Raw genomic sequence first — 16,913 nt, forward strand, 5'->3', positions numbered from 1 at the left:
CAACAAGCCAGCTAAACAATAATACACTGCTTTGGCGTAATAATGGCTTGCAATGGCACATCCCAGCCTTCAATTGGCAGGCTTTTTACTTCTTGGCAATCGTGGGCTAAGCCGATAAGTTGTGGTGCTTTATCGACTTTTTTATTGGCAAAAGTTCGGTCATAAAAACCGCCGCCCATACCTAGCCGGCCTCCATTGGAGTCAAATCCCACTAAGGGTAAAAACACAATATCTAGATCAGCACCTGCAATGTGTTCCGTTGTTGTCGGTTCTTGGATACCGTAAACATTGCTTTGCCATTCTGTTTCTGGAACGTAACGTGCAAAGACTAATTGTTTGTCTTGGATGACAGGCAGATAAATGGCGATATCTTGCTGCCAGAAATATTCACATAATAAATGTGGAGAAATTTCGCCATCGTTGGACAGATATAAGGCCACCTTGTTGGGGGATTGCGCTTGCTGGTCTAAGAAATGTTTGGTTGTGCGTATAACCAACGCTTGTGCCGCGTTACGTTGCTCATCGGCCGATAAGCTTCTTCTGGCTTGACGTAATTGACGACGCAGGGTTTGTCTAGGATCGAGATGATAGGTCATAAAAGAGTTTCCCAAGTTGCCGTTTCGGCTATTGGCCTTGAACCCAGTGGTTCAAGGTGGAAAGAACTGTGACTCTTTAGGCTTTCCGACGCACGGACATGCACACCAAACCAGCAGGCTCTTTCCGGGGTATTACTCATAGGCTCAAGGGCGTTAAGCCGCTTCGAACAACCCAGGAAACGAATTCCAGTATAGAGTAACTCAAAAGAGAAATCACCCAATAGCCTAGTTCGTTTTCTGTATTGTATGAAGAAAATTCGTGTTCTACGCTTGCAATCGAAAAAGTAGGTCAAGGAATAAACCACAGGTGATTATTCATTGACCAATTTTGTTTCGTGGGCTAATGCCGCATCAAGCTGCGAGGTCAGTTCTCGCAACTGTTGCTCGTTAGAACGGGCGTATTTTCGACTCGAAAGCATATCGTGAGTAATATTCAATGCTGCCAGTACGGCTATTTTTTCAAGGCCAACAATTTTCCCGCTGGCTTTGATTTCACGCATTTGATTGTTTAAATACTCAGCGGCTTCTTTCAAATCCGGTTCGTGCCCTTTAGGGCAATTTATCTTATAACTTTGTCCCAGTATGGCGACAGTGACCGTTGGTTTATCCATATTGACTCCATTTGATAGCAAGGCCCACAAAAAATGGTCTGTTTTTCCATCATTGGGTAGCGAATGGCATTTTATGCTGCGAGTAAATTCGTTACAATTCCGAATCATCTTTATTCACACTGTTTATAGCAAATTGACGCCAATATGGAAATAAACCCGATAGTTTCTAAGATAAAAGACCTTTCCGCACGTGCTCTAACCCTTCGGGGGTATCTTTGACTACGAGTCAAAGAAAGAGCGCTTAGAGGAAGTGAACCGTGAACTGGAAGATTCTGCCATTTGGAACGATCCAGAATACGCCCAAAAACTTGGTAAAGAGCGTGCTGCGCTCGAAGCCGTTGTTGAAACCCTAGACAGTATGGAGTCTGGTTTAAACGACTCCAAAGAGCTGCTAGACATCGCCGTCGAAGAAAACGACGAAGATTCCGTAGAAGCGGTGCAACTTGAACTGGAAGAGCTGGAAGCTTTGCTGGCCAAGCTAGAGTTTCGTCGCATGTTTTCCAAAGAAATGGATGAGAATAGCGCCTTCTTGGATATTCAGTCTGGCTCCGGTGGAACTGAGGCTCAAGATTGGGCCAACATTCTGTTACGTATGTACTTACGTTGGGGCGAAGATAAAGGCTTTAACGTTGAGCTAATGGAAGTCTCGGCTGGTGATGTGGCGGGAATAAAATCCGCGACCATTCGTTTTGAAGGGGAATACGCTTTTGGTTGGTTACGAACCGAAACAGGCGTGCATCGTTTGGTTCGTAAGTCTCCTTTTGACTCTGGTAACCGTCGTCATACCTCGTTTGCTTCTGTGTTTGTGTCTCCTGAAGTGGACGACAACGTAGACATCGAAATCAATCCGGCGGATATCCGTACTGATACCTATCGTTCATCTGGAGCGGGTGGTCAGCACGTAAACACGACAGATTCAGCGGTACGTATTACCCACGTTCCGACGGGGATCGTCGTACAGTGTCAGAATCAGCGTTCGCAACATGCAAACCGTGATTTCGCCATGAAACAACTTCGTGCCAAATTGTACGAATTTGAAATGATGAAACGCAATGAAGCGGCGCAAGCCTTAGAGGACAGTAAGTCTGATATTGGTTGGGGTAGTCAGATTCGTTCATACGTATTAGACGCATCGCGTATTAAGGATTTGCGTACGGGTGTGGAGACCTCCAATACGGGGGCGGTGCTAGATGGCAATCTAGACCAGTTTATTGTTGCAAGCTTAAAGCAAGGCCTGTAACGAGCAGAATGTATTTTTAAACCTTTTTGAATTTTATAAAGAGCAATAGCAAACCATGGCTAACGAAAACAGCACAGAATCCACACTGCAATCTGATGACAATCGCCTAGTGGCCGAGCGTCGTGGTAAATTGGCCGCTATTCGTGCAGAACGAAATGCGTTTCCCAATACCTTTCGTCCTAACGCATATGCCGCAGACCTTCAAGCGGAATTTGGCGAACTAGAAAAAGCCGAGTTGGAAGAAAAAGATCACAAAGTCAGCATTGCGGGCCGTATTATTCGTAACCGTGGTGCGTTTATGTTGCTACAAGACATGACGGGCCAAATCCAAGCTTACGTTAACCGTAAAGCCTTGAGCCCAGAGCTGCTGGCTGACCAAAAAACATGGGATTTAGGCGATATCATCGGTATTTCTGGCCCTGTGCATAAATCTGGCAAAGGCGACTTGTACATTGATATGCAAGAAGCGCAATTGCTTACCAAATCGCTACGTCCACTGCCAGATAAGCATCATGGTTTAGCGGATATGGAAATGCGTTACCGTCAGCGTTATGTTGATTTGATTGTCAATGAAGAGTCTCGTGAGACCTTTCAGATGCGTTCAAAAATCATCTCTACGATCCGTCGCTTCCTAGAAGATCGTCGTTTCATGGAAGTGGAAACGCCTATGTTACAAACCATTCCAGGTGGTGCATCAGCACGCCCGTTCGTGACGCATCACAATGCCATGGACATGAGTATGTATCTACGTATCGCGCCAGAGCTTTATTTGAAGCGTTTGGTTGTGGGCGGTTTTGAACGTGTGTTCGAAATTAACCGTAACTTCCGTAATGAAGGTACGTCTACTCGCCACAACCCAGAATTTACCATGATCGAGTTCTACCAAGCTTACGCAGATTACAAAGATCTAATGGATCTAACGGAAGACATGCTGCGTACAGTAGCGGAAAAAGTACTGGGTACAACCAAAGTGACTTACCAAGGGTCTGAATACGACTTTGGTGCGCCCTTTGTTCGTATGAGCATGTTAGATTCGATTTTGCACTACAATCCAGAATTGACTGCGGCCGACCTAGAAACATTAGAAAGCGCGACAGCCGTGGCGAAGAAACTAAAAATCGACGTAAAACCGATTTGGGGTCTTGGTAAATTATGGACAGAAATCTTCGAAGAAACCGCCGAGCATAAACTGGATCAACCGACTTTCATTACGGAATACCCAGCGGAAGTGTCACCACTTGCCCGTCGTAATGACGATAATGACTTTATCACTGATCGTTTTGAATTCTTTGTCGGCGGTCGTGAAATTGCCAACGGTTTCTCTGAGCTTAACGATCCAGAAGACCAAGCCGAGCGCTTCATGCGTCAGGTTGCAGAAAAAGACGCGGGTGATGATGAAGCCATGCATTACGATGCTGACTACATCAATGCCCTAGAATACGGCCTACCACCGACCGCTGGTGAAGGTATCGGTATCGACCGTTTGGTGATGTTATTCACTAATGCGCCTTCGATCCGCGACGTATTGTTGTTCCCACATATGCGCCCACAAGATTAATCTTTGGCCGTGTAGAAAACGTTACATAAAAAATAAGGCCTCAATTGAGGCCTTATTTGATTTGAAGTCTTTTGCACTTTCTTCTTTTGCTGAAAAATATTGGAGCACTCCATGAGTCGTTTTTGGACAGATAAAATCGCTTCTCTTGACCCTTATGTGCCAGGCGAACAACCGCAAGACAAAAAGTACATTAAGTTAAATACCAATGAAAGCCCGTACTCGCCATCGCCTAAAGCCTTAGAAGCAATGGCGGCGGAAGTAAGTGAGCGTTTACGTCTTTATCCAGACCCAAATGGTGTGGCACTAAAAAACGCACTGGCAAAAAGTTACCAGTTAGAAGCGAACCAAGTGTTTGTTGGCAACGGCTCGGACGAAGTCTTGGCCTTGGCTTTCATGGGCTACTTTGCTGGTGGCAAGCCTTTGGCATTTGCTGATATTACCTACAGTTTTTATAAGGTGTACGCAGGCTTATACAGCATCGAACCAAAACTGATTCCGCTGAATGACCATTTTGATATCGTACCAGCAGATTACGAAAACTTAGATGTCTCAGGTGTGGTGGTAACCAATCCAAACGCGCCAACCGGTAAAGCCTTGCCTTTGTCGGATATTGAGACAATCTTAAAAGCGAATCCTGACGTGGTGGTGTTAGTGGACGAAGCCTACGTGGACTTTGGTGCGCAAAGTGCGGTGTCTTTGATTAATCACTATCCGAATCTATTGGTTGTGCAAACCTTGTCGAAATCTCGTGCCTTGGCAGGGATTCGTGTGGGTTACGCATTGGGGCATCCAGATTTGATTGAAGGGTTGGAACGCTTGAAGAACTCTTTCAACTCCTACCCAATTGATCGCATTGCATTGGCTGGCGCTACCGCAGCGGTGCAAGATGAAATGTATTTAAAAGAGATTTGCGATAAAACCATCGCTACTCGTGAGCAGTCTGTTAAAGAACTGGAAGCGCTTGGGTTCAGTATTGTTCCTTCTGCGACTAACTTTATTTTTGCTACACACCCAGACAAGGACGCTGAGCAAATCTACCTTGCCTTAAAAGAACAAGGCATTCTGGTTCGTTACTTTGGTAAAAAACCACGTATTGGCAATTATCTTCGCATCACCATCGGCACAGACGAAGAAATGAGCGCGTTAACAGCCGCGTTGAAAACCTTGTAAGAATCGTCTCACCACAACATCCCCCTTTTATAAAGGGGGATGTTTACCTTATTGCAGAGATGAGTAAACACTTAGTAATTTGCGAGAGTTGATCTTAAAGGTGACGGTGCATTTCAACGAATCGTTAATGGGAAATACAGTTCAAAGTCCGAGTCTATGAAATAGGAAGCCTGTGCTGAGTCGAAAGTAAGCGACATAATGTCTATTGTGATAGTGGTGTCTGCCGAAGAGGTGCACACGATGAGGATCGGTTCAGTGTTGGCCTAAAAGTTGGGATATGCTGAATAAGCTTGTTGAATATGATTACAGGGTTTTATTCGATTGTTTGGGTAGATTTTGATATAAAAATACTCTCTCTACATGTGCAGTGACAGCATGTCTATTTTTAGGAAGGATACTATGAATATTGTTATCAACATCATTGTGACGCTAGCGCTTTTATATTGGCCTGTTGTGCTAATGATGTCCCCCATGATGTTTGCTGCCCCCGGTGCGGATGATGATAAAGGGACGATTTTTACTACGTTCTTTTTTTTGTCTTACCCGGTGACGATTTTTCTTTTATTGGGGGTTTTAGGGGGGAAATACTTCGGTCTTAATAGCTTTGCGCTTGCTCTGGTCAGTGCGATTGTGGTTTTTTTTGTGCTGTCTTTTTTTGGTTATACTGGGATGATTTCAAACGTCATAAAAGGTATCCCTAACAGTGGCTATGGTGTTGTTGGGAAGACGGTTTATTACAATGCCGATCCGATTATTGGCGCAGATGTTGATAGCTTTAAAGCGTATAAGAGTGAAGATTATCAGAGTGATTACAGTGTGGATCAATACGCTGCGGACAATCAATATCTGTATTTTCGTGGGCAATCGCTGCCAGATGTCCATCTTGAAAATCTAGTCGGGAAGGTCATTGCTTATGAGTTTTATTGGTTAAACGACACGCAAGTGATAAAGAATGGTGAAGTCATGGCAGATTTGGATCCTCAAACTTTTGGTGATTTCGAGGGCTTTTCCTATTGGACGTACTCAAAAGTTGGTGAGAAATACACGCTTTTTTATGACAATGTCCCAATCAAGTTGGCGGATTTTTCTTCTTTTGTGCCACTCACCGACATGTTGGCAAAAGATAATAGTCGGATTTTTTATGAGGGCAAGCCCATTGCTCTAGAGGCTGATGTTGAAAGTTTTCAAGCGTTTTCCATTTATGGCTTTGCGAGAGACAAAGATCGTCTTTATTATTTTGGTGGTGAGAGCCCTATTGTCGTAAGCGGCGCCGCCCCTGATTCTTTTGATGAATTGGGCTGGAATTATTACCAGGATAAAAACGCGATTTACTATGTACAGGAAGAAGAGGGCGCATCGATTCTTGAGAGTGCAGATCATCGTAGCTTCCAAATATTAGGTTATGTTGAAGGTCATGAATATGATGCGAAAGACGCCAATGGCTATTATGTACGTGGCACGAAAGTGAGTGGGCAGTAGGTCGAGTATCAATAGCCTGTGTCTGAATGATCAACAGTGGTGTCTGCGGACATATTATCGAATGAATGCTTAATTGATACGAATCTTATGAATCAACCTTTATTATCGGAACAGCACACGACAGAATCCTTGGCCAATTTGCTGCTTAGCGTTGCTCAAGGAGAGCGTCATGCCTTTGCAGAGCTATATCAAGCAACTCATCGGAAACTTTTTGGCATTGTTTATCGTATCTTGAAGAATCAAGCTGTGTCTGAAGAGGTGCTGCAAGAGGTTTACCTTAAAATATGGGAAAAGGCCGCGAGTTTCGATGCGAGTGTTGCGTCCCCCATTACTTGGATGGCAACGATAGCGCGTAATCGTACCATTGATGAGATACGAAAAAATCGACTCCCAGACAGTGATGAAGAGGTGGATTTTGATTTGATCGCAGACGATTCGATGGCGCCTGATGACTCTTTTACTAAGAGCCAAGATTTATTAAAACTAGAAGCGTGTTTGGGTGGGCTGGAATCGCCTCGTGCAGAAATGATTAAAGCCGCTTATTTGGATGGGTTCTCCCGTCAAGAGCTGGCTGAGCGTTTCGAGCAGCCGCTAGGTACGATTAAAACTTGGCTTCATCGCAGCATTAAACAGCTGCAAGGTTGTATGAATTTATGAAGAACGACGAAGAAATATCCATTCAAACCGTCGCGGCAGAGTATGTGCTCGGTACGTTAGATAAAGATGAACGCGATGCTGTTGAGGCAAAACGTGCGAACGACCCTATGCTGGAACAGGCGATTCTCAGTTGGCAAGCGCACCTTGCCGGTTTGAATGATTACGTAAAAGAGGCCGAGCCGAGAGACGACTTGTTTGATGATATTTTGGCTAAGCTCGAGCAATCGCCGGATAAAAAACCGCTGCCTAGCAAGGCGGTTAGTTCATCTGCTTCTGGCGTTATTGAAATAGAGCGGATGCGAATCAAACTCAAGCGTTGGCGACTCACGGCTTTTGCTACGTCAGCCATTGCAGCGTGTCTTGCTGTCTTTATGGTCGTTAAACCGCCCGTAGTGCCTGCTGTTCAAGCGAATGCGCCTTTTGTCGCCGTGTTTCAGGCGGATGATCAACAACCCGCTTTTATTATGTCGTTGGACATTGACACTCGACAGTTGACGGTTCGCTCTGTTACCGCGCAAGGACAGTCGGAGGGAAAAACCTATCAGTTGTGGATTAAGGCGGATGAAATAGGCCCTGCGCCGCGTTCTCTAGGCTTATTGGCGAATGTGGCGTCTCCGATTCAAAAGCAGATAGATTATGATCCAGCGGTCATTCGTCATGCGACGTTTGGCATTAGCGTTGAACCTGCTGGAGGGTCGCCAACAGGTGTGCCGACAGGCCCAGCGATTCATGGCAGACTGTATCCAACATCTTTATGATGTGAGGTTTACTATTCTAAAAGCCAACCTTAATGGGTTGGCTTTTTTGTGTTTTTCATCTTGGTTTTTAGCTTTTTAGAAAAGAGTTTAAAAAAATACCGATTGGCTGAAACCTTTTTCAATTGTTCCCGTAGCTTAGAAAGTAAAACGAAAAATGCTATTTCAATGGGCGACAATTTAGAGGTTTATTATGAAAAATACACTTTCACGTATTACTCTTGGTTTAGGTATTTTAACCATAACTGGCGCTGCACTTGCTGGTGGAATGAGCGGTAAACTGGCGGTAAAAGGCAGCGATCAAGATGTCTCTGGCGGAACCGTGACCACCGATATGGTAATGGCTGAGAGCAATGGCTGGTTGGTTGTGCATCGAACTGATAAGGCGATGAAACCCGGTCCTGTGGTGGCCTATGCGCCACTTAAAAAAGGCGAAAACCATAATGTGGCGGCTATCCTTACCGAGTCAGTAATGTCTGGCGACATGCTGATGTTGATGCTTCATGGTGAAGAAGGCGGTATGAAAACAGGGATTTTTGAGTATACGTTAGGTGCCAAAGAAGATGGCCCCATTCGAGTGGATGGCAAGCTAGTGATGGATGTAATCACCGCAAAATAAAGTAAATACTTGCACAAGAAGGGGCGGATGGATTACCCATGGCCCCTTTTTTATGTTTTTTTGATAGGACATTTATTCCAATATGGATGTGAGTAGCCAAAGAAATCGGCCATAAAATCTAAGAAATACAGTACTTTCGATGATTTCATCCGATTGCCTGGGTATAAAGCATAAATGCTTTGTTGATTGTCTTTTTCTGAGCCTTCCCAGTTTTCTAGTAAGGCGACCAATTCCCCAGATGCCAAATACTGAAACACCAACCAGCGTGGAAATAAAATAATGCCTTGGCCGGCTAGAGCGGCTTGCACCAAAATATCCGCATTATTGCTACAGAGATTACCTGTGACTTCAATGCATTCAAATGCCGGCTTTTTTTCTTGCCGAAAGAACCAATTACGCCGTCCATTATTACCTTTATAAACCAAACAGTTTAAATCGAGTAATTGCTTAGGTTGGGACAGGTGGCCGATTTTATCTTTTATGCTTTGCTGATAACTAGGTGCGGCGCACAGTACGAATTGCTCATCAGCAATGGCTTGGTAATTCAGGCTAGAGTCTTCAAATTCACCAATGCGAATAACAACGTCTGAACCATTTGCGACAGGATCTACATAGGCATCGGTAAGCATTAATTCGACGTTAATGTCTGGATAGCGTTGTTGAAATTGAAAAATTAATTTGGATAAGTGCAATCTGCCAAATGAAACTGGCGCGTTAATATTTAAGTTACCTTGTGGTGTAAGAAGCGAGCCTTTGGCGTGTTCGGTGGCTAAATCTAGGCTGGTTAATGCTTCTCTGACTTCGGCGAAATAATAGGCACCTACTTCCGTCAGCTTAACCGCACGTGTGTGTCGGTGAAATAGCCGTTGGCCAAGCTCATTTTCCAAGCTGGCAATGTATCGAGAAATAGAGGAGGCTGGCAAATCCAATTCTTTCGCTGCCGCAATAAAGCTGCCAGTTTTCGCAACCGACAAAAAAACTCTTAATGGTTTGATGCTCATAATGCAATTATCACTTGTTATCTGTGTTATTGATTTAATTTAAGCACCAATGAACAATGCCCACAACAAGAATGGGTGAGATTAAGAGTATGCAAGTCGTTGTTTATTTATTAGTACTGGCCGCAGGCATGGGATTGTCTATCGAAGCGGGGCTATTAGGACCATTGGGTGAGTTAGTCGGGCACTTTTCAGCCACACTAGCGATTTTTATGATTGGGGCGATATTGTTGTCATTGATCATGATATTTTTTGCTAAGCCTAATTTGCCAGAGCTATTCAAACAGCCTAAATGGTTGCTTAGTGGCGGCGTTTTAGGTCCAGTGTACGTGGTATTTCTCACCATAGGGACACCGATTATAGGTGTCGGAATGACGATGATCAGTGTTTTATTAGGGCAGATTGGTATGAGTTTGGTGATTGATCACTATGGCTTATTGGGTAGTGAAAAGCGCGGCATTGACCCGTATCGAATATTGGCCCTAGCGATGATTGTCGTCGCTCTTTGGCTTTTGAGTTAGGAGCAATTAGTATGACCGTGTTTTTCGCTGTGTTTATGTTGGTTCTGGGTGGCGTTGCTTTGTCTGTACAGTCTTCTATCAACGGACGCCTTGGCAATACTGTTGGTGTGATAGCCAGCGCTTGGCTGACGTTTGTCATTGGCTTTGCTATCTCGTTTTTGTTGTTTTTCTTTTTTGAACCCAGTCATGAAGTCACCCTTTTTAGTGCGCCCAAGTGGCAATTGAGTGGTGCGTTATTTGGCGTGATGTATATGTTGATCGTGGTGTTTGCGGTGCCCAAAATCGGTATCGCAGCGGCGACAGTGTGTACCATTTCTGGTCAGTTGATCATGAGTTTGATCATCGATCATTTTGGTTGGTTAGAAAACAATAGTATTCCATTAGACAGTAATCGATATGTTGCCATTTTATTATTAATGGGTGCCATCACAATGATTTATATGAGTAACAAACGTATCGCAAAATCAGCTTAATAATTCATCCTGTCCATCTTTAATGGCTTAGCCGATCTGTAATCAATAGATCGGCTAGGCCATTTTTGTCTTTATTCCTTCATCACGAGAAGTCTTCTCAATTTAGCTGTTTCAATAAAAGTCTCCGAACTGCGTTCTGTATTTTGCATTTAGCTTGTAAACTGGCATTTTTGGCGAAACACTGTCGACTATAGATTCAGTAATTACGGAGTAGAAATGGATATTCAGAAAGTTGATATGGCTGATTTGGAACTTGTTAAGCACTTTATTGGTCAAGTATCTGCTGTGGATGTGTTGCCTAATTTTAATGATCAAGGTAAGGCTGAGTACAAAGCGCGTGTTTTGCCAGATATTGTAACAACGTTTGATACAACGCGCTTTCAGACACTTAAAGTCGTCTGTGCTGACGAAATCGTTGGTTTTGGTGCGTTACGCGATGGCAATTATCTTACTCACTTATTTGTGTCTAAATCGCTGCAAGGTCAGGGGATTGGAAAGCGACTCCTTAGTGCTTTATTAAATACGACAGACGCTAAAGAAATCAGCCTGCGCTCGTCGGTGAATGCGGTTGGCTTTTATGAATCTTATGGGTTTGAGGCAACAGGCAGTGAGGCTGATTTTAATGGCATTCGCTTTGTGCCTATGTGTTTGACGCGTTGATTAAATTATTAAAAGGAAAGTTCTTTTGCCTGAGTTAAAAACAATAGGTCTTTTTATGGTGACAGCACTGGCAGAAATTGTCGGCTGTTACCTACCTTACCTTTGGCTTCGTGAAGGGAAAACGATTTGGTTATTAGTACCGGCTGCGTTAAGTTTGGCTGTGTTTGCATGGCTGCTGACGTTACACCCGACTGCATCAGGAAGAGTCTATGCCGCTTATGGTGGTGTTTATATCTTTATGGCTGTTTTATGGTTGTGGGTGGTTGACGGAATTCGTCCAACGACCTGGGATATGGTTGGCTCTGCCGTAGCGCTTTTAGGCATGGCTATTATTATGTTTGCGCCGAGATCTGTTTAAATATCATATGCGAAAAAAACCGTTTCAGTGAGCCAAATGCTGGCGTTCTGAAACGGATTTTTATTTAAAATGCATTTATAAACCGCTTATGACGCGTGTTTTCATAAATGATTGAGCTTCATTTCAATAGACTTTTGAATGCCCTCTGCATCCAATCCAACTCGTTTTAACATTGAAGCGTGGCTGGCGTGCTCTTCGTATTGATCTGGTAAGCCAAGATGAAGCGTTGGAATGGTTATGTTGTTGGCAAGTAAGAACTCACTTACGGCTGAACCTGCACCACCCATGATGGCGTTTTCTTCAATGGTGACGATGAGTTTGGCATTACGATGAGCCAGTAGTGCTGCCTTATCAATTGGTTTAACGAAGCGCATATCGAGTAAGGTTGCGTCCAATGCCTGCGCCGCTTGTCGTGCGTCGTAAGTAGGACGACCAAAAGCGCAAATGACAATACCAGATTGACCCGTACGTAGCGTTCGAGACTTGCCTATTTCGAGAGTCGACAGTGTCTCTTCAATGTTGATACCCTGACCTGTGCCTCGTGGGTAGCGCACTGCAGCTGGGCCTTTGTATTCATAGCCAGTTTGTAGCATCTTACGGCATTCATCTTCGTCTGACGGAGCCATAACAATCATATTTGGGATGCAACGAAGGTAGCTTAAGTCGTAAACGCCTGCGTGAGTTGGACCGTCTTCACCGACTAATCCTGCTCGGTCAATGGCGAACAAAACATCTAGATTTTGTAGTGCCACATCATGGATCAGCTGATCGTAAGCGCGTTGAAGAAAAGTGGAATAAATAGCCACAACGGGTTTGATACCATCACAGGCCATGCCTGCTGCCAACGTCACAGCGTGTTGTTCAGCAATGGCAACATCGAAATATCGTTCTGGAAAGCGATCTGCGAAATCAATCAGGTCTGAACCTTCTTTCATGGCGGGTGTGATTGCAATCAGCTTGTCGTCTTGCTCTGCCGCATCACATACCCATTTACCAAAAACATTGCAGTATTTTGGTAGCTTACTTTTTACTGTGTTAGGTTTGGGGTCAGGCTCTATCTTATTAATGGCGTGGTAACCAATCGGATCACCTTCTGCGGGTTCAAAGCCTTTGCCTTTCTTGGTAATGACATGTAAGAACTGAGGGCCTTTTCGGTCTTTCAAATTGGCAATGGTTGTCAACAAATGGTCCATATCGTGACCATCAATGGGGCCAATATAATTGAAGCCTAGTTCTTCAAACATCATGCCAGGCGAGACCATGCCTTTCATATGCTCTTCAGCTTTACGGGCTAATTCAAGTGCGGAGGGCAGTCCGGAAAAAACTTTCTGTCCGCCTTTGCGAATATTATCATAGGTTTTGCTGGCCCAAATACGTGCAAAATAACTCGATAGTGCACCCACGGGCTTGGAAATGGACATTTCATTATCATTTAAAATAACCAGCATGTCAGCTTTGACATCGCCTGCATGGTTAAGTGCTTCAAACGCCATACCGGCTGACATGGCACCATCACCAATGATAGCAACAGCCTTGCGGCCTGTTTTTAATTGTCGTGCGGCAAGCGACATGCCAAGCGCTGCACCAATTGAGGTACTGGAATGGCCAACCCCAAACGTATCGTATTCACTTTCATCGCGTTTTGGGAATCCTGAGATTCCGTTTTCTTGACGAATATTAAGCAATGCTTCGCGACGGCCAGTTAGAATTTTATGAGGATAAGCTTGATGGCCTACATCCCAAACGATGCGATCTTCAGGCGTGTTGTATAAGTAATGAAGGGCCACGGTGAGTTCAACAACACCAAGTCCTGCACCAAAATGTCCGCCAGTTTGTCCGACGCTATAAAGCATGAACTCTCGTAACTCACGAACAAGTGTTGGTAATTGCTCTTTTTTAAAAGCGCGTAAGTCAGCTGGAGCATTGACTTGATCAAGCAGTGGCGTTTCGGGTCGCGCTGTAGGTATTTCTTCGAACATGGGCACAGGTTTGGTCACATATTAGTTAGTCTAAAAAAGCGGGTAAGTATATCAGTGGTTGCGGCCAATAATATAGTTCGCAAGCTCAACTAAAGGCTGAGCAGCGTCACCAAAAGGTGAAATCGCAGTAATGGCTTGTTTATGTAGGCTTTGAGCAAGTGCTTGTGCGCCTTCTAAACCAAGCAGTTTAGGGTACGTTGGCTTGTTTGCGTCTTCATCCGAAAACTGTGTTTTACCCAGTGTGGTGGTATCACTGGTGATGTCTATAATGTCATCTTGCACTTGAAAGGCGAGTCCAATCGCTGTGGCATAAGCGTCTAATGCGGCCAATTCTGCCTCGTTGTGTGCGCCAGTACTGATGGCGCCCATACGGATACTGGCACGAATGAGCGCGCCGGTTTTGTGTTGGTGCATTTGTTCAAGGGCCTTAATATCGATATCTTTGCCCACGTTGGCTAGGTCAATCATTTGTCCTGTGACCATGCCATGGCGGCCTGAAGCGAAAACCAGTTCTTGAATTAATTGTAGCTGGGTTTGTGTGTTTTGGTGTTTGGCGTTGCTTAATAATTCGAAAGCAAACGTTTGTAATGCATCGCCTGCCAAGATAGCTGTCGCCTCGTCGTATTGTATATGGCAAGTGGGTTTGCCACGGCGTAAGTCATCGTCGTCCATGGCTGGAAGGTCGTCGTGGATTAGAGAATAGGCATGAATGGACTCAATTGCCGCTGCGCAAGCATCGGTAAGGCTATTGGCTTCACCAAATAAGGACGCTGCGGCATAGGTCAACATCGGGCGAACGCGTTTGCCGCCATTAAATAAGCTGTATGCCATGGCCTCCTGTAAATGATCTGCGGGTTTATATTGGTCTAAATTGTGCGTAAGGTATGCATCTACGCGCTGACGTGCATATTGAGAAAAATCGTTTAGCGTCACGAATTTAATTCCGGATCAAAGGTTTCTAGATGTTCACCATCTTGCTTTTCTAGCAGAATTTGAACCTTTTGCTCAGCTTGTGTTAAGACTGTTTGACATTCTTGACTAAGCTTAACGCCTTTTTCAAAGGCCTTTAATGCGTCTTCGAGTGAGAGCTGATTTGATTCAAGTTGTGTGACCAGCGTATCCAGTTCGCTGAGATTCTCTTCGAAATGGCGGACATTTGTTTTACGTGACATGATGACTACTCTTATTTTGAACCTACGTTTTGTAACAGAAAATTGCTGATTGTTCGAGGGAGTGTTAACGAAAATTACAAAAATCCTGTAAGAAGATGTCATTCTTCGTCTTCGTTTCGTATAGAATCACTAGTGTGTGTTGGTCGTATTATAGCTTTTTTGTCAGGAGACGTGTGTGGATATCGCAACGTTAATAGGACTTGTTGGGTCTTTTGTAATAATTATTGCCGCCATTTTTGTTGGTGGGTCAGCGGGAATGTTTATTGATACAGCATCCACGTTAATAGTTTTGGTCGGATCTACCTTCGTCGTTTTAATGCAGTACCCTTTAAGTCAGTTTCTTAGTGCGGGTAAGGTAGCGGCAAAAGCGTTTATGTTTAAAAGCGTTCCATTAGACACATTGATTGATGAAATCTATGGTTTAGCCGATGAAGCCCGAAAAGGGGGGTTGCTTTCTTTGGAAGGAAAAGAGGTTGGTCACCCATTTCTATCAAAAGGCATTCAAATGTTAGTGGATGGTCATGATAGCAATGTGGTGAAAAGTCAGTTAACCAAAGATATGAATCAGTCGTATCTTCGTCATACGGCTGGCGCTAAAGTGTTTAAAGCCTTTGGCGATGTCGGCCCTGCCATGGGGATGATAGGGACACTGGTTGGGTTAGTGCAGATGTTGGCTAACATGGACGATCCTAAAGCAATCGGCCCTGCCATGGCCATTGCCTTATTGACTACTCTTTATGGGGCGATGTTAGCAAACATGGTGTGCTTACCTATTCAAGCCAAGCTAAACATTCGTGCTAATGAAGAATTAACCTGTCAGAAGCTTATTTTGGATGCCTTGCTTGCCATTCAGTCAGGTCAAAACCCTCGTATTTTGGACGGTGCTTTGAAAACCTATATTGCTGAAAGTAAGCGAACAGAGCGTGAATAATATGTTAGTTGTAAACGGATTCGATCATGAGTGATGAAGAAGAGTCAGATTGCCCCGAATGTATAGAGGGCTTACCTGCTTACATGGGAACGTTTGCGGATCTCATGTCGTTGTTAATGTGTTTCTTTGTACTTTTACTGTCGTTTGCAGAAATGGATGTGATCAAGTTTAAGCAGCTTGCTGGTTCAATGAAAGCAGCATTTGGTGTACAGAGTGAAATGAAAGCAGATTCCATTCCGATGGGAACGTCGATAATCGCCCAAGAATTTAGTCCAGGTCGTCCTGAGCCGACACCCATTAATGAGGTGAGGCAAAAAGTAGACAGTACTCCGGAAAATACACTTGAGGTTATCTGTAAGCCTGGTGACGCGGAATTGAAAGAGCAAAGTAATTCTGGCTCCCCCTCGCCAGTTACTTTTGTGGATAAATCTAACGCGGATCTTGAACGAGAGAAAAAAATTCAACAAACAGAAGGCGATGCACAAATGATTGCTTCGGTGATGCGCGAAGAAATTTCAAAAGGGACGGTCGAAATTGAAACGCAAGAGCAGACAATCACAATAAGGATTAAGGATAAAGGATCATTTGAGTCTGGTTCTGCGGAGCTAAATTACGATTTTATTCCTGTTATTGATTTAATCCGTGATGTCTTGGTGGGCATTCAAGGGACGATTTCAGTCGAAGGGCATACGGACAATGTGCCGATTGACAGTCTTCGTTTTCGCTCGAATTGGCAGTTATCTTCTGCTCGAGCCATTTCTGTCGCTGAAGAGCTGTTTTCGACTGGAATTCTTAATCAGGGGCGTTTTGCCGTGACGGGTTATGCGGATACGCGTCCTTTGGTACCAAACGACACTTCAGCGAACCGCGCCACAAATCGGCGTGTTGAAATTGTGATTAAGCAAAATGACACCTCTCGTCCGACGATGCGGACGACGGTGGATGATGTACCTTCTGATGGCGCGATTGAGTTTGGTTTGGACAATGTTGAAGAGTTGCGACCCAATGAAATCTTTTAAGCGTTTTAGTGCGTAGATAGAGAAAAAGAAGCTTCGGCTTCTTTTTTTTGTTTGTGTGGCGAGTTGTTGATTTTTAATGCTGAGATTCAAGTGAATTTTTGCTATGGTTTGCGCAGA

General features: G+C 44.3%; 19 protein-coding genes and 1 other RNA gene. 13 read left to right on the forward strand and 7 right to left on the reverse strand.

Features of this window, described 5'->3' with window-relative positions; genetic code table 11:
• Positions 1 to 11 precede the first annotated feature (11 nt).
• The 3 genes from DK187_RS13700 to DK187_RS13710 form a co-directional block, all read right to left on the reverse strand.
• Complete coding sequence (locus tag DK187_RS13700; RefSeq protein WP_111607918.1) at positions 12 to 596, reverse strand: 5-formyltetrahydrofolate cyclo-ligase; 585 nt, start codon at positions 594 to 596, stop codon at positions 12 to 14.
• A gap of 4 nt (positions 597 to 600) precedes the next feature.
• Positions 601 to 778: non-coding RNA, 6S RNA (gene ssrS, locus DK187_RS13705), on the reverse strand.
• A 129-nt stretch (positions 779 to 907) separates the two neighbouring features.
• The gene (locus tag DK187_RS13710) at positions 908 to 1,207 is read right to left on the reverse strand and encodes a cell division protein ZapA (RefSeq protein WP_111607919.1); all 300 of its coding nucleotides are present in this window, start codon (positions 1,205 to 1,207) and stop codon (positions 908 to 910) included.
• A 144-nt stretch (positions 1,208 to 1,351) separates the two neighbouring features.
• Between DK187_RS13710 and prfB the strand changes: the two genes are divergently transcribed.
• The 7 genes from prfB to DK187_RS13745 all read left to right on the forward strand — a co-directional run bounded on the left by prfB (position 1,352) and on the right by DK187_RS13745 (position 8,685).
• A protein-coding gene (gene prfB / locus DK187_RS13715; protein WP_111607920.1) for a peptide chain release factor 2 occupies positions 1,352 to 2,447 on the forward strand; the annotation gives its coding sequence in 2 pieces (ribosomal slippage) (positions 1,352 to 1,423 and positions 1,425 to 2,447; 1,095 coding nt in all).
• Between the two features lie 55 nt (positions 2,448 to 2,502).
• Positions 2,503 to 4,005 (forward strand): lysine--tRNA ligase, encoded by a 1,503-nt coding sequence (lysS, locus tag DK187_RS13720; protein ID WP_111607921.1) that lies wholly within the window; start codon positions 2,503 to 2,505, stop codon positions 4,003 to 4,005.
• A gap of 111 nt (positions 4,006 to 4,116) precedes the next feature.
• Entirely contained in the window at positions 4,117 to 5,175 is a 1,059-nt protein-coding gene (gene hisC / locus DK187_RS13725) for a histidinol-phosphate transaminase (protein ID WP_111607922.1), read from the forward strand.
• Between the two features lie 399 nt (positions 5,176 to 5,574).
• A complete protein-coding gene (locus tag DK187_RS13730) occupies positions 5,575 to 6,654 on the forward strand; it encodes a DKNYY domain-containing protein (protein WP_162623522.1) in 1,080 nt (359 codons plus the stop codon).
• An 87-nt stretch (positions 6,655 to 6,741) separates the two neighbouring features.
• The gene (locus tag DK187_RS13735) at positions 6,742 to 7,311 is read left to right on the forward strand and encodes a sigma-70 family RNA polymerase sigma factor (protein WP_111607965.1); all 570 of its coding nucleotides are present in this window, start codon (positions 6,742 to 6,744) and stop codon (positions 7,309 to 7,311) included.
• Positions 7,308 to 8,069, forward strand: a complete 762-nt coding sequence (locus DK187_RS13740) for an anti-sigma factor (protein ID WP_111607924.1) — start codon at positions 7,308 to 7,310, stop codon at positions 8,067 to 8,069. The genes DK187_RS13735 and DK187_RS13740 overlap by 4 nt, the downstream gene beginning before the upstream one ends.
• A gap of 190 nt (positions 8,070 to 8,259) precedes the next feature.
• Positions 8,260 to 8,685, forward strand: coding sequence for a DUF7282 domain-containing protein (locus DK187_RS13745; RefSeq protein WP_111607925.1), 426 nt, complete (start codon positions 8,260 to 8,262; stop codon positions 8,683 to 8,685).
• A 50-nt stretch (positions 8,686 to 8,735) separates the two neighbouring features.
• Here DK187_RS13745 and DK187_RS13750 read toward each other — a convergent pair whose 3' ends face one another.
• A complete protein-coding gene (locus tag DK187_RS13750; RefSeq protein ID WP_111607926.1) occupies positions 8,736 to 9,686 on the reverse strand; it encodes a LysR family transcriptional regulator in 951 nt (316 codons plus the stop codon).
• An 89-nt stretch (positions 9,687 to 9,775) separates the two neighbouring features.
• Between DK187_RS13750 and DK187_RS13755 the strand changes: the two genes are divergently transcribed.
• From DK187_RS13755 to DK187_RS13770, 4 genes are all read left to right on the forward strand, one after another.
• Positions 9,776 to 10,204, forward strand: a complete 429-nt coding sequence (locus tag DK187_RS13755; protein ID WP_111607927.1) for a DMT family transporter — start codon at positions 9,776 to 9,778, stop codon at positions 10,202 to 10,204.
• A gap of 11 nt (positions 10,205 to 10,215) precedes the next feature.
• Positions 10,216 to 10,677 carry a DMT family transporter gene (locus DK187_RS13760; RefSeq protein WP_111607928.1) on the forward strand — a complete coding sequence of 154 codons (462 nt, stop codon included), beginning with the start codon at positions 10,216 to 10,218 and terminating at the stop codon, positions 10,675 to 10,677.
• Between the two features lie 216 nt (positions 10,678 to 10,893).
• Complete coding sequence (locus DK187_RS13765; RefSeq protein WP_111607929.1) at positions 10,894 to 11,337, forward strand: GNAT family N-acetyltransferase; 444 nt, start codon at positions 10,894 to 10,896, stop codon at positions 11,335 to 11,337.
• A gap of 25 nt (positions 11,338 to 11,362) precedes the next feature.
• Positions 11,363 to 11,695 carry a YnfA family protein gene (locus tag DK187_RS13770; RefSeq protein ID WP_111607930.1) on the forward strand — a complete coding sequence of 111 codons (333 nt, stop codon included), beginning with the start codon at positions 11,363 to 11,365 and terminating at the stop codon, positions 11,693 to 11,695.
• 101 nt (positions 11,696 to 11,796) lie between these two features.
• On the opposite strand, the gene dxs is transcribed toward DK187_RS13770, so the two are convergent.
• From dxs to DK187_RS13785, 3 genes are read right to left on the reverse strand one after another with little or no spacing between them, the layout of a single operon-like run.
• Complete coding sequence (dxs, locus tag DK187_RS13775) at positions 11,797 to 13,674, reverse strand: 1-deoxy-D-xylulose-5-phosphate synthase (protein WP_111607966.1); 1,878 nt, start codon at positions 13,672 to 13,674, stop codon at positions 11,797 to 11,799.
• Positions 13,675 to 13,725: 51 nt separating this feature from the next.
• Positions 13,726 to 14,607 carry a (2E,6E)-farnesyl diphosphate synthase gene (ispA, locus tag DK187_RS13780; RefSeq protein WP_111607931.1) on the reverse strand — a complete coding sequence of 294 codons (882 nt, stop codon included), beginning with the start codon at positions 14,605 to 14,607 and terminating at the stop codon, positions 13,726 to 13,728.
• Complete coding sequence (locus DK187_RS13785; RefSeq protein ID WP_111607932.1) at positions 14,604 to 14,846, reverse strand: exodeoxyribonuclease VII small subunit; 243 nt, start codon at positions 14,844 to 14,846, stop codon at positions 14,604 to 14,606. Before DK187_RS13785 ends, ispA begins: the two co-directional genes overlap by 4 nt.
• 175 nt (positions 14,847 to 15,021) lie before the next feature.
• Between DK187_RS13785 and pomA the strand changes: the two genes are divergently transcribed.
• A complete protein-coding gene (pomA, locus tag DK187_RS13790) occupies positions 15,022 to 15,777 on the forward strand; it encodes a flagellar motor protein PomA (RefSeq protein ID WP_111607933.1) in 756 nt (251 codons plus the stop codon).
• Positions 15,778 to 15,803: 26 nt separating this feature from the next.
• On the forward strand, positions 15,804 to 16,796 hold the full coding sequence (locus tag DK187_RS13795) for a flagellar motor protein MotB (RefSeq protein WP_111607934.1): 993 nt from the start codon (positions 15,804 to 15,806) through the stop codon (positions 16,794 to 16,796).
• Positions 16,797 to 16,913 lie beyond the last annotated feature (117 nt).

This window comes from Marinomonas arctica, assembly GCF_003259225.1.
Classification (GTDB): domain Bacteria; phylum Pseudomonadota; class Gammaproteobacteria; order Pseudomonadales; family Marinomonadaceae; genus Marinomonas; species Marinomonas arctica.

Coding starts and splice junctions, on each gene's coding strand:
- DK187_RS13700 (WP_111607918.1), bottom strand. CDS start 596: ATGACCTATCATCTCGATCCTAGACAAACCCTGCGTCGTCAATTACGT.
- DK187_RS13710 (WP_111607919.1), bottom strand. CDS start 1,207: ATGGATAAACCAACGGTCACTGTCGCCATACTGGGACAAAGTTATAAG.
- lysS (WP_111607921.1), top strand. CDS start 2,503: ATGGCTAACGAAAACAGCACAGAATCCACACTGCAATCTGATGACAAT.
- hisC (WP_111607922.1), top strand. CDS start 4,117: ATGAGTCGTTTTTGGACAGATAAAATCGCTTCTCTTGACCCTTATGTG.
- DK187_RS13730 (WP_162623522.1), top strand. CDS start 5,575: ATGAATATTGTTATCAACATCATTGTGACGCTAGCGCTTTTATATTGG.
- DK187_RS13735 (WP_111607965.1), top strand. CDS start 6,742: ATGAATCAACCTTTATTATCGGAACAGCACACGACAGAATCCTTGGCC.
- DK187_RS13740 (WP_111607924.1), top strand. CDS start 7,308: ATGAAGAACGACGAAGAAATATCCATTCAAACCGTCGCGGCAGAGTAT.
- DK187_RS13745 (WP_111607925.1), top strand. CDS start 8,260: ATGAAAAATACACTTTCACGTATTACTCTTGGTTTAGGTATTTTAACC.
- DK187_RS13750 (WP_111607926.1), bottom strand. CDS start 9,686: ATGAGCATCAAACCATTAAGAGTTTTTTTGTCGGTTGCGAAAACTGGC.
- DK187_RS13755 (WP_111607927.1), top strand. CDS start 9,776: ATGCAAGTCGTTGTTTATTTATTAGTACTGGCCGCAGGCATGGGATTG.
- DK187_RS13760 (WP_111607928.1), top strand. CDS start 10,216: ATGACCGTGTTTTTCGCTGTGTTTATGTTGGTTCTGGGTGGCGTTGCT.
- DK187_RS13765 (WP_111607929.1), top strand. CDS start 10,894: ATGGATATTCAGAAAGTTGATATGGCTGATTTGGAACTTGTTAAGCAC.
- dxs (WP_111607966.1), bottom strand. CDS start 13,674: ATGTTCGAAGAAATACCTACAGCGCGACCCGAAACGCCACTGCTTGAT.
- DK187_RS13785 (WP_111607932.1), bottom strand. CDS start 14,846: ATGTCACGTAAAACAAATGTCCGCCATTTCGAAGAGAATCTCAGCGAA.
- DK187_RS13795 (WP_111607934.1), top strand. CDS start 15,804: ATGAGTGATGAAGAAGAGTCAGATTGCCCCGAATGTATAGAGGGCTTA.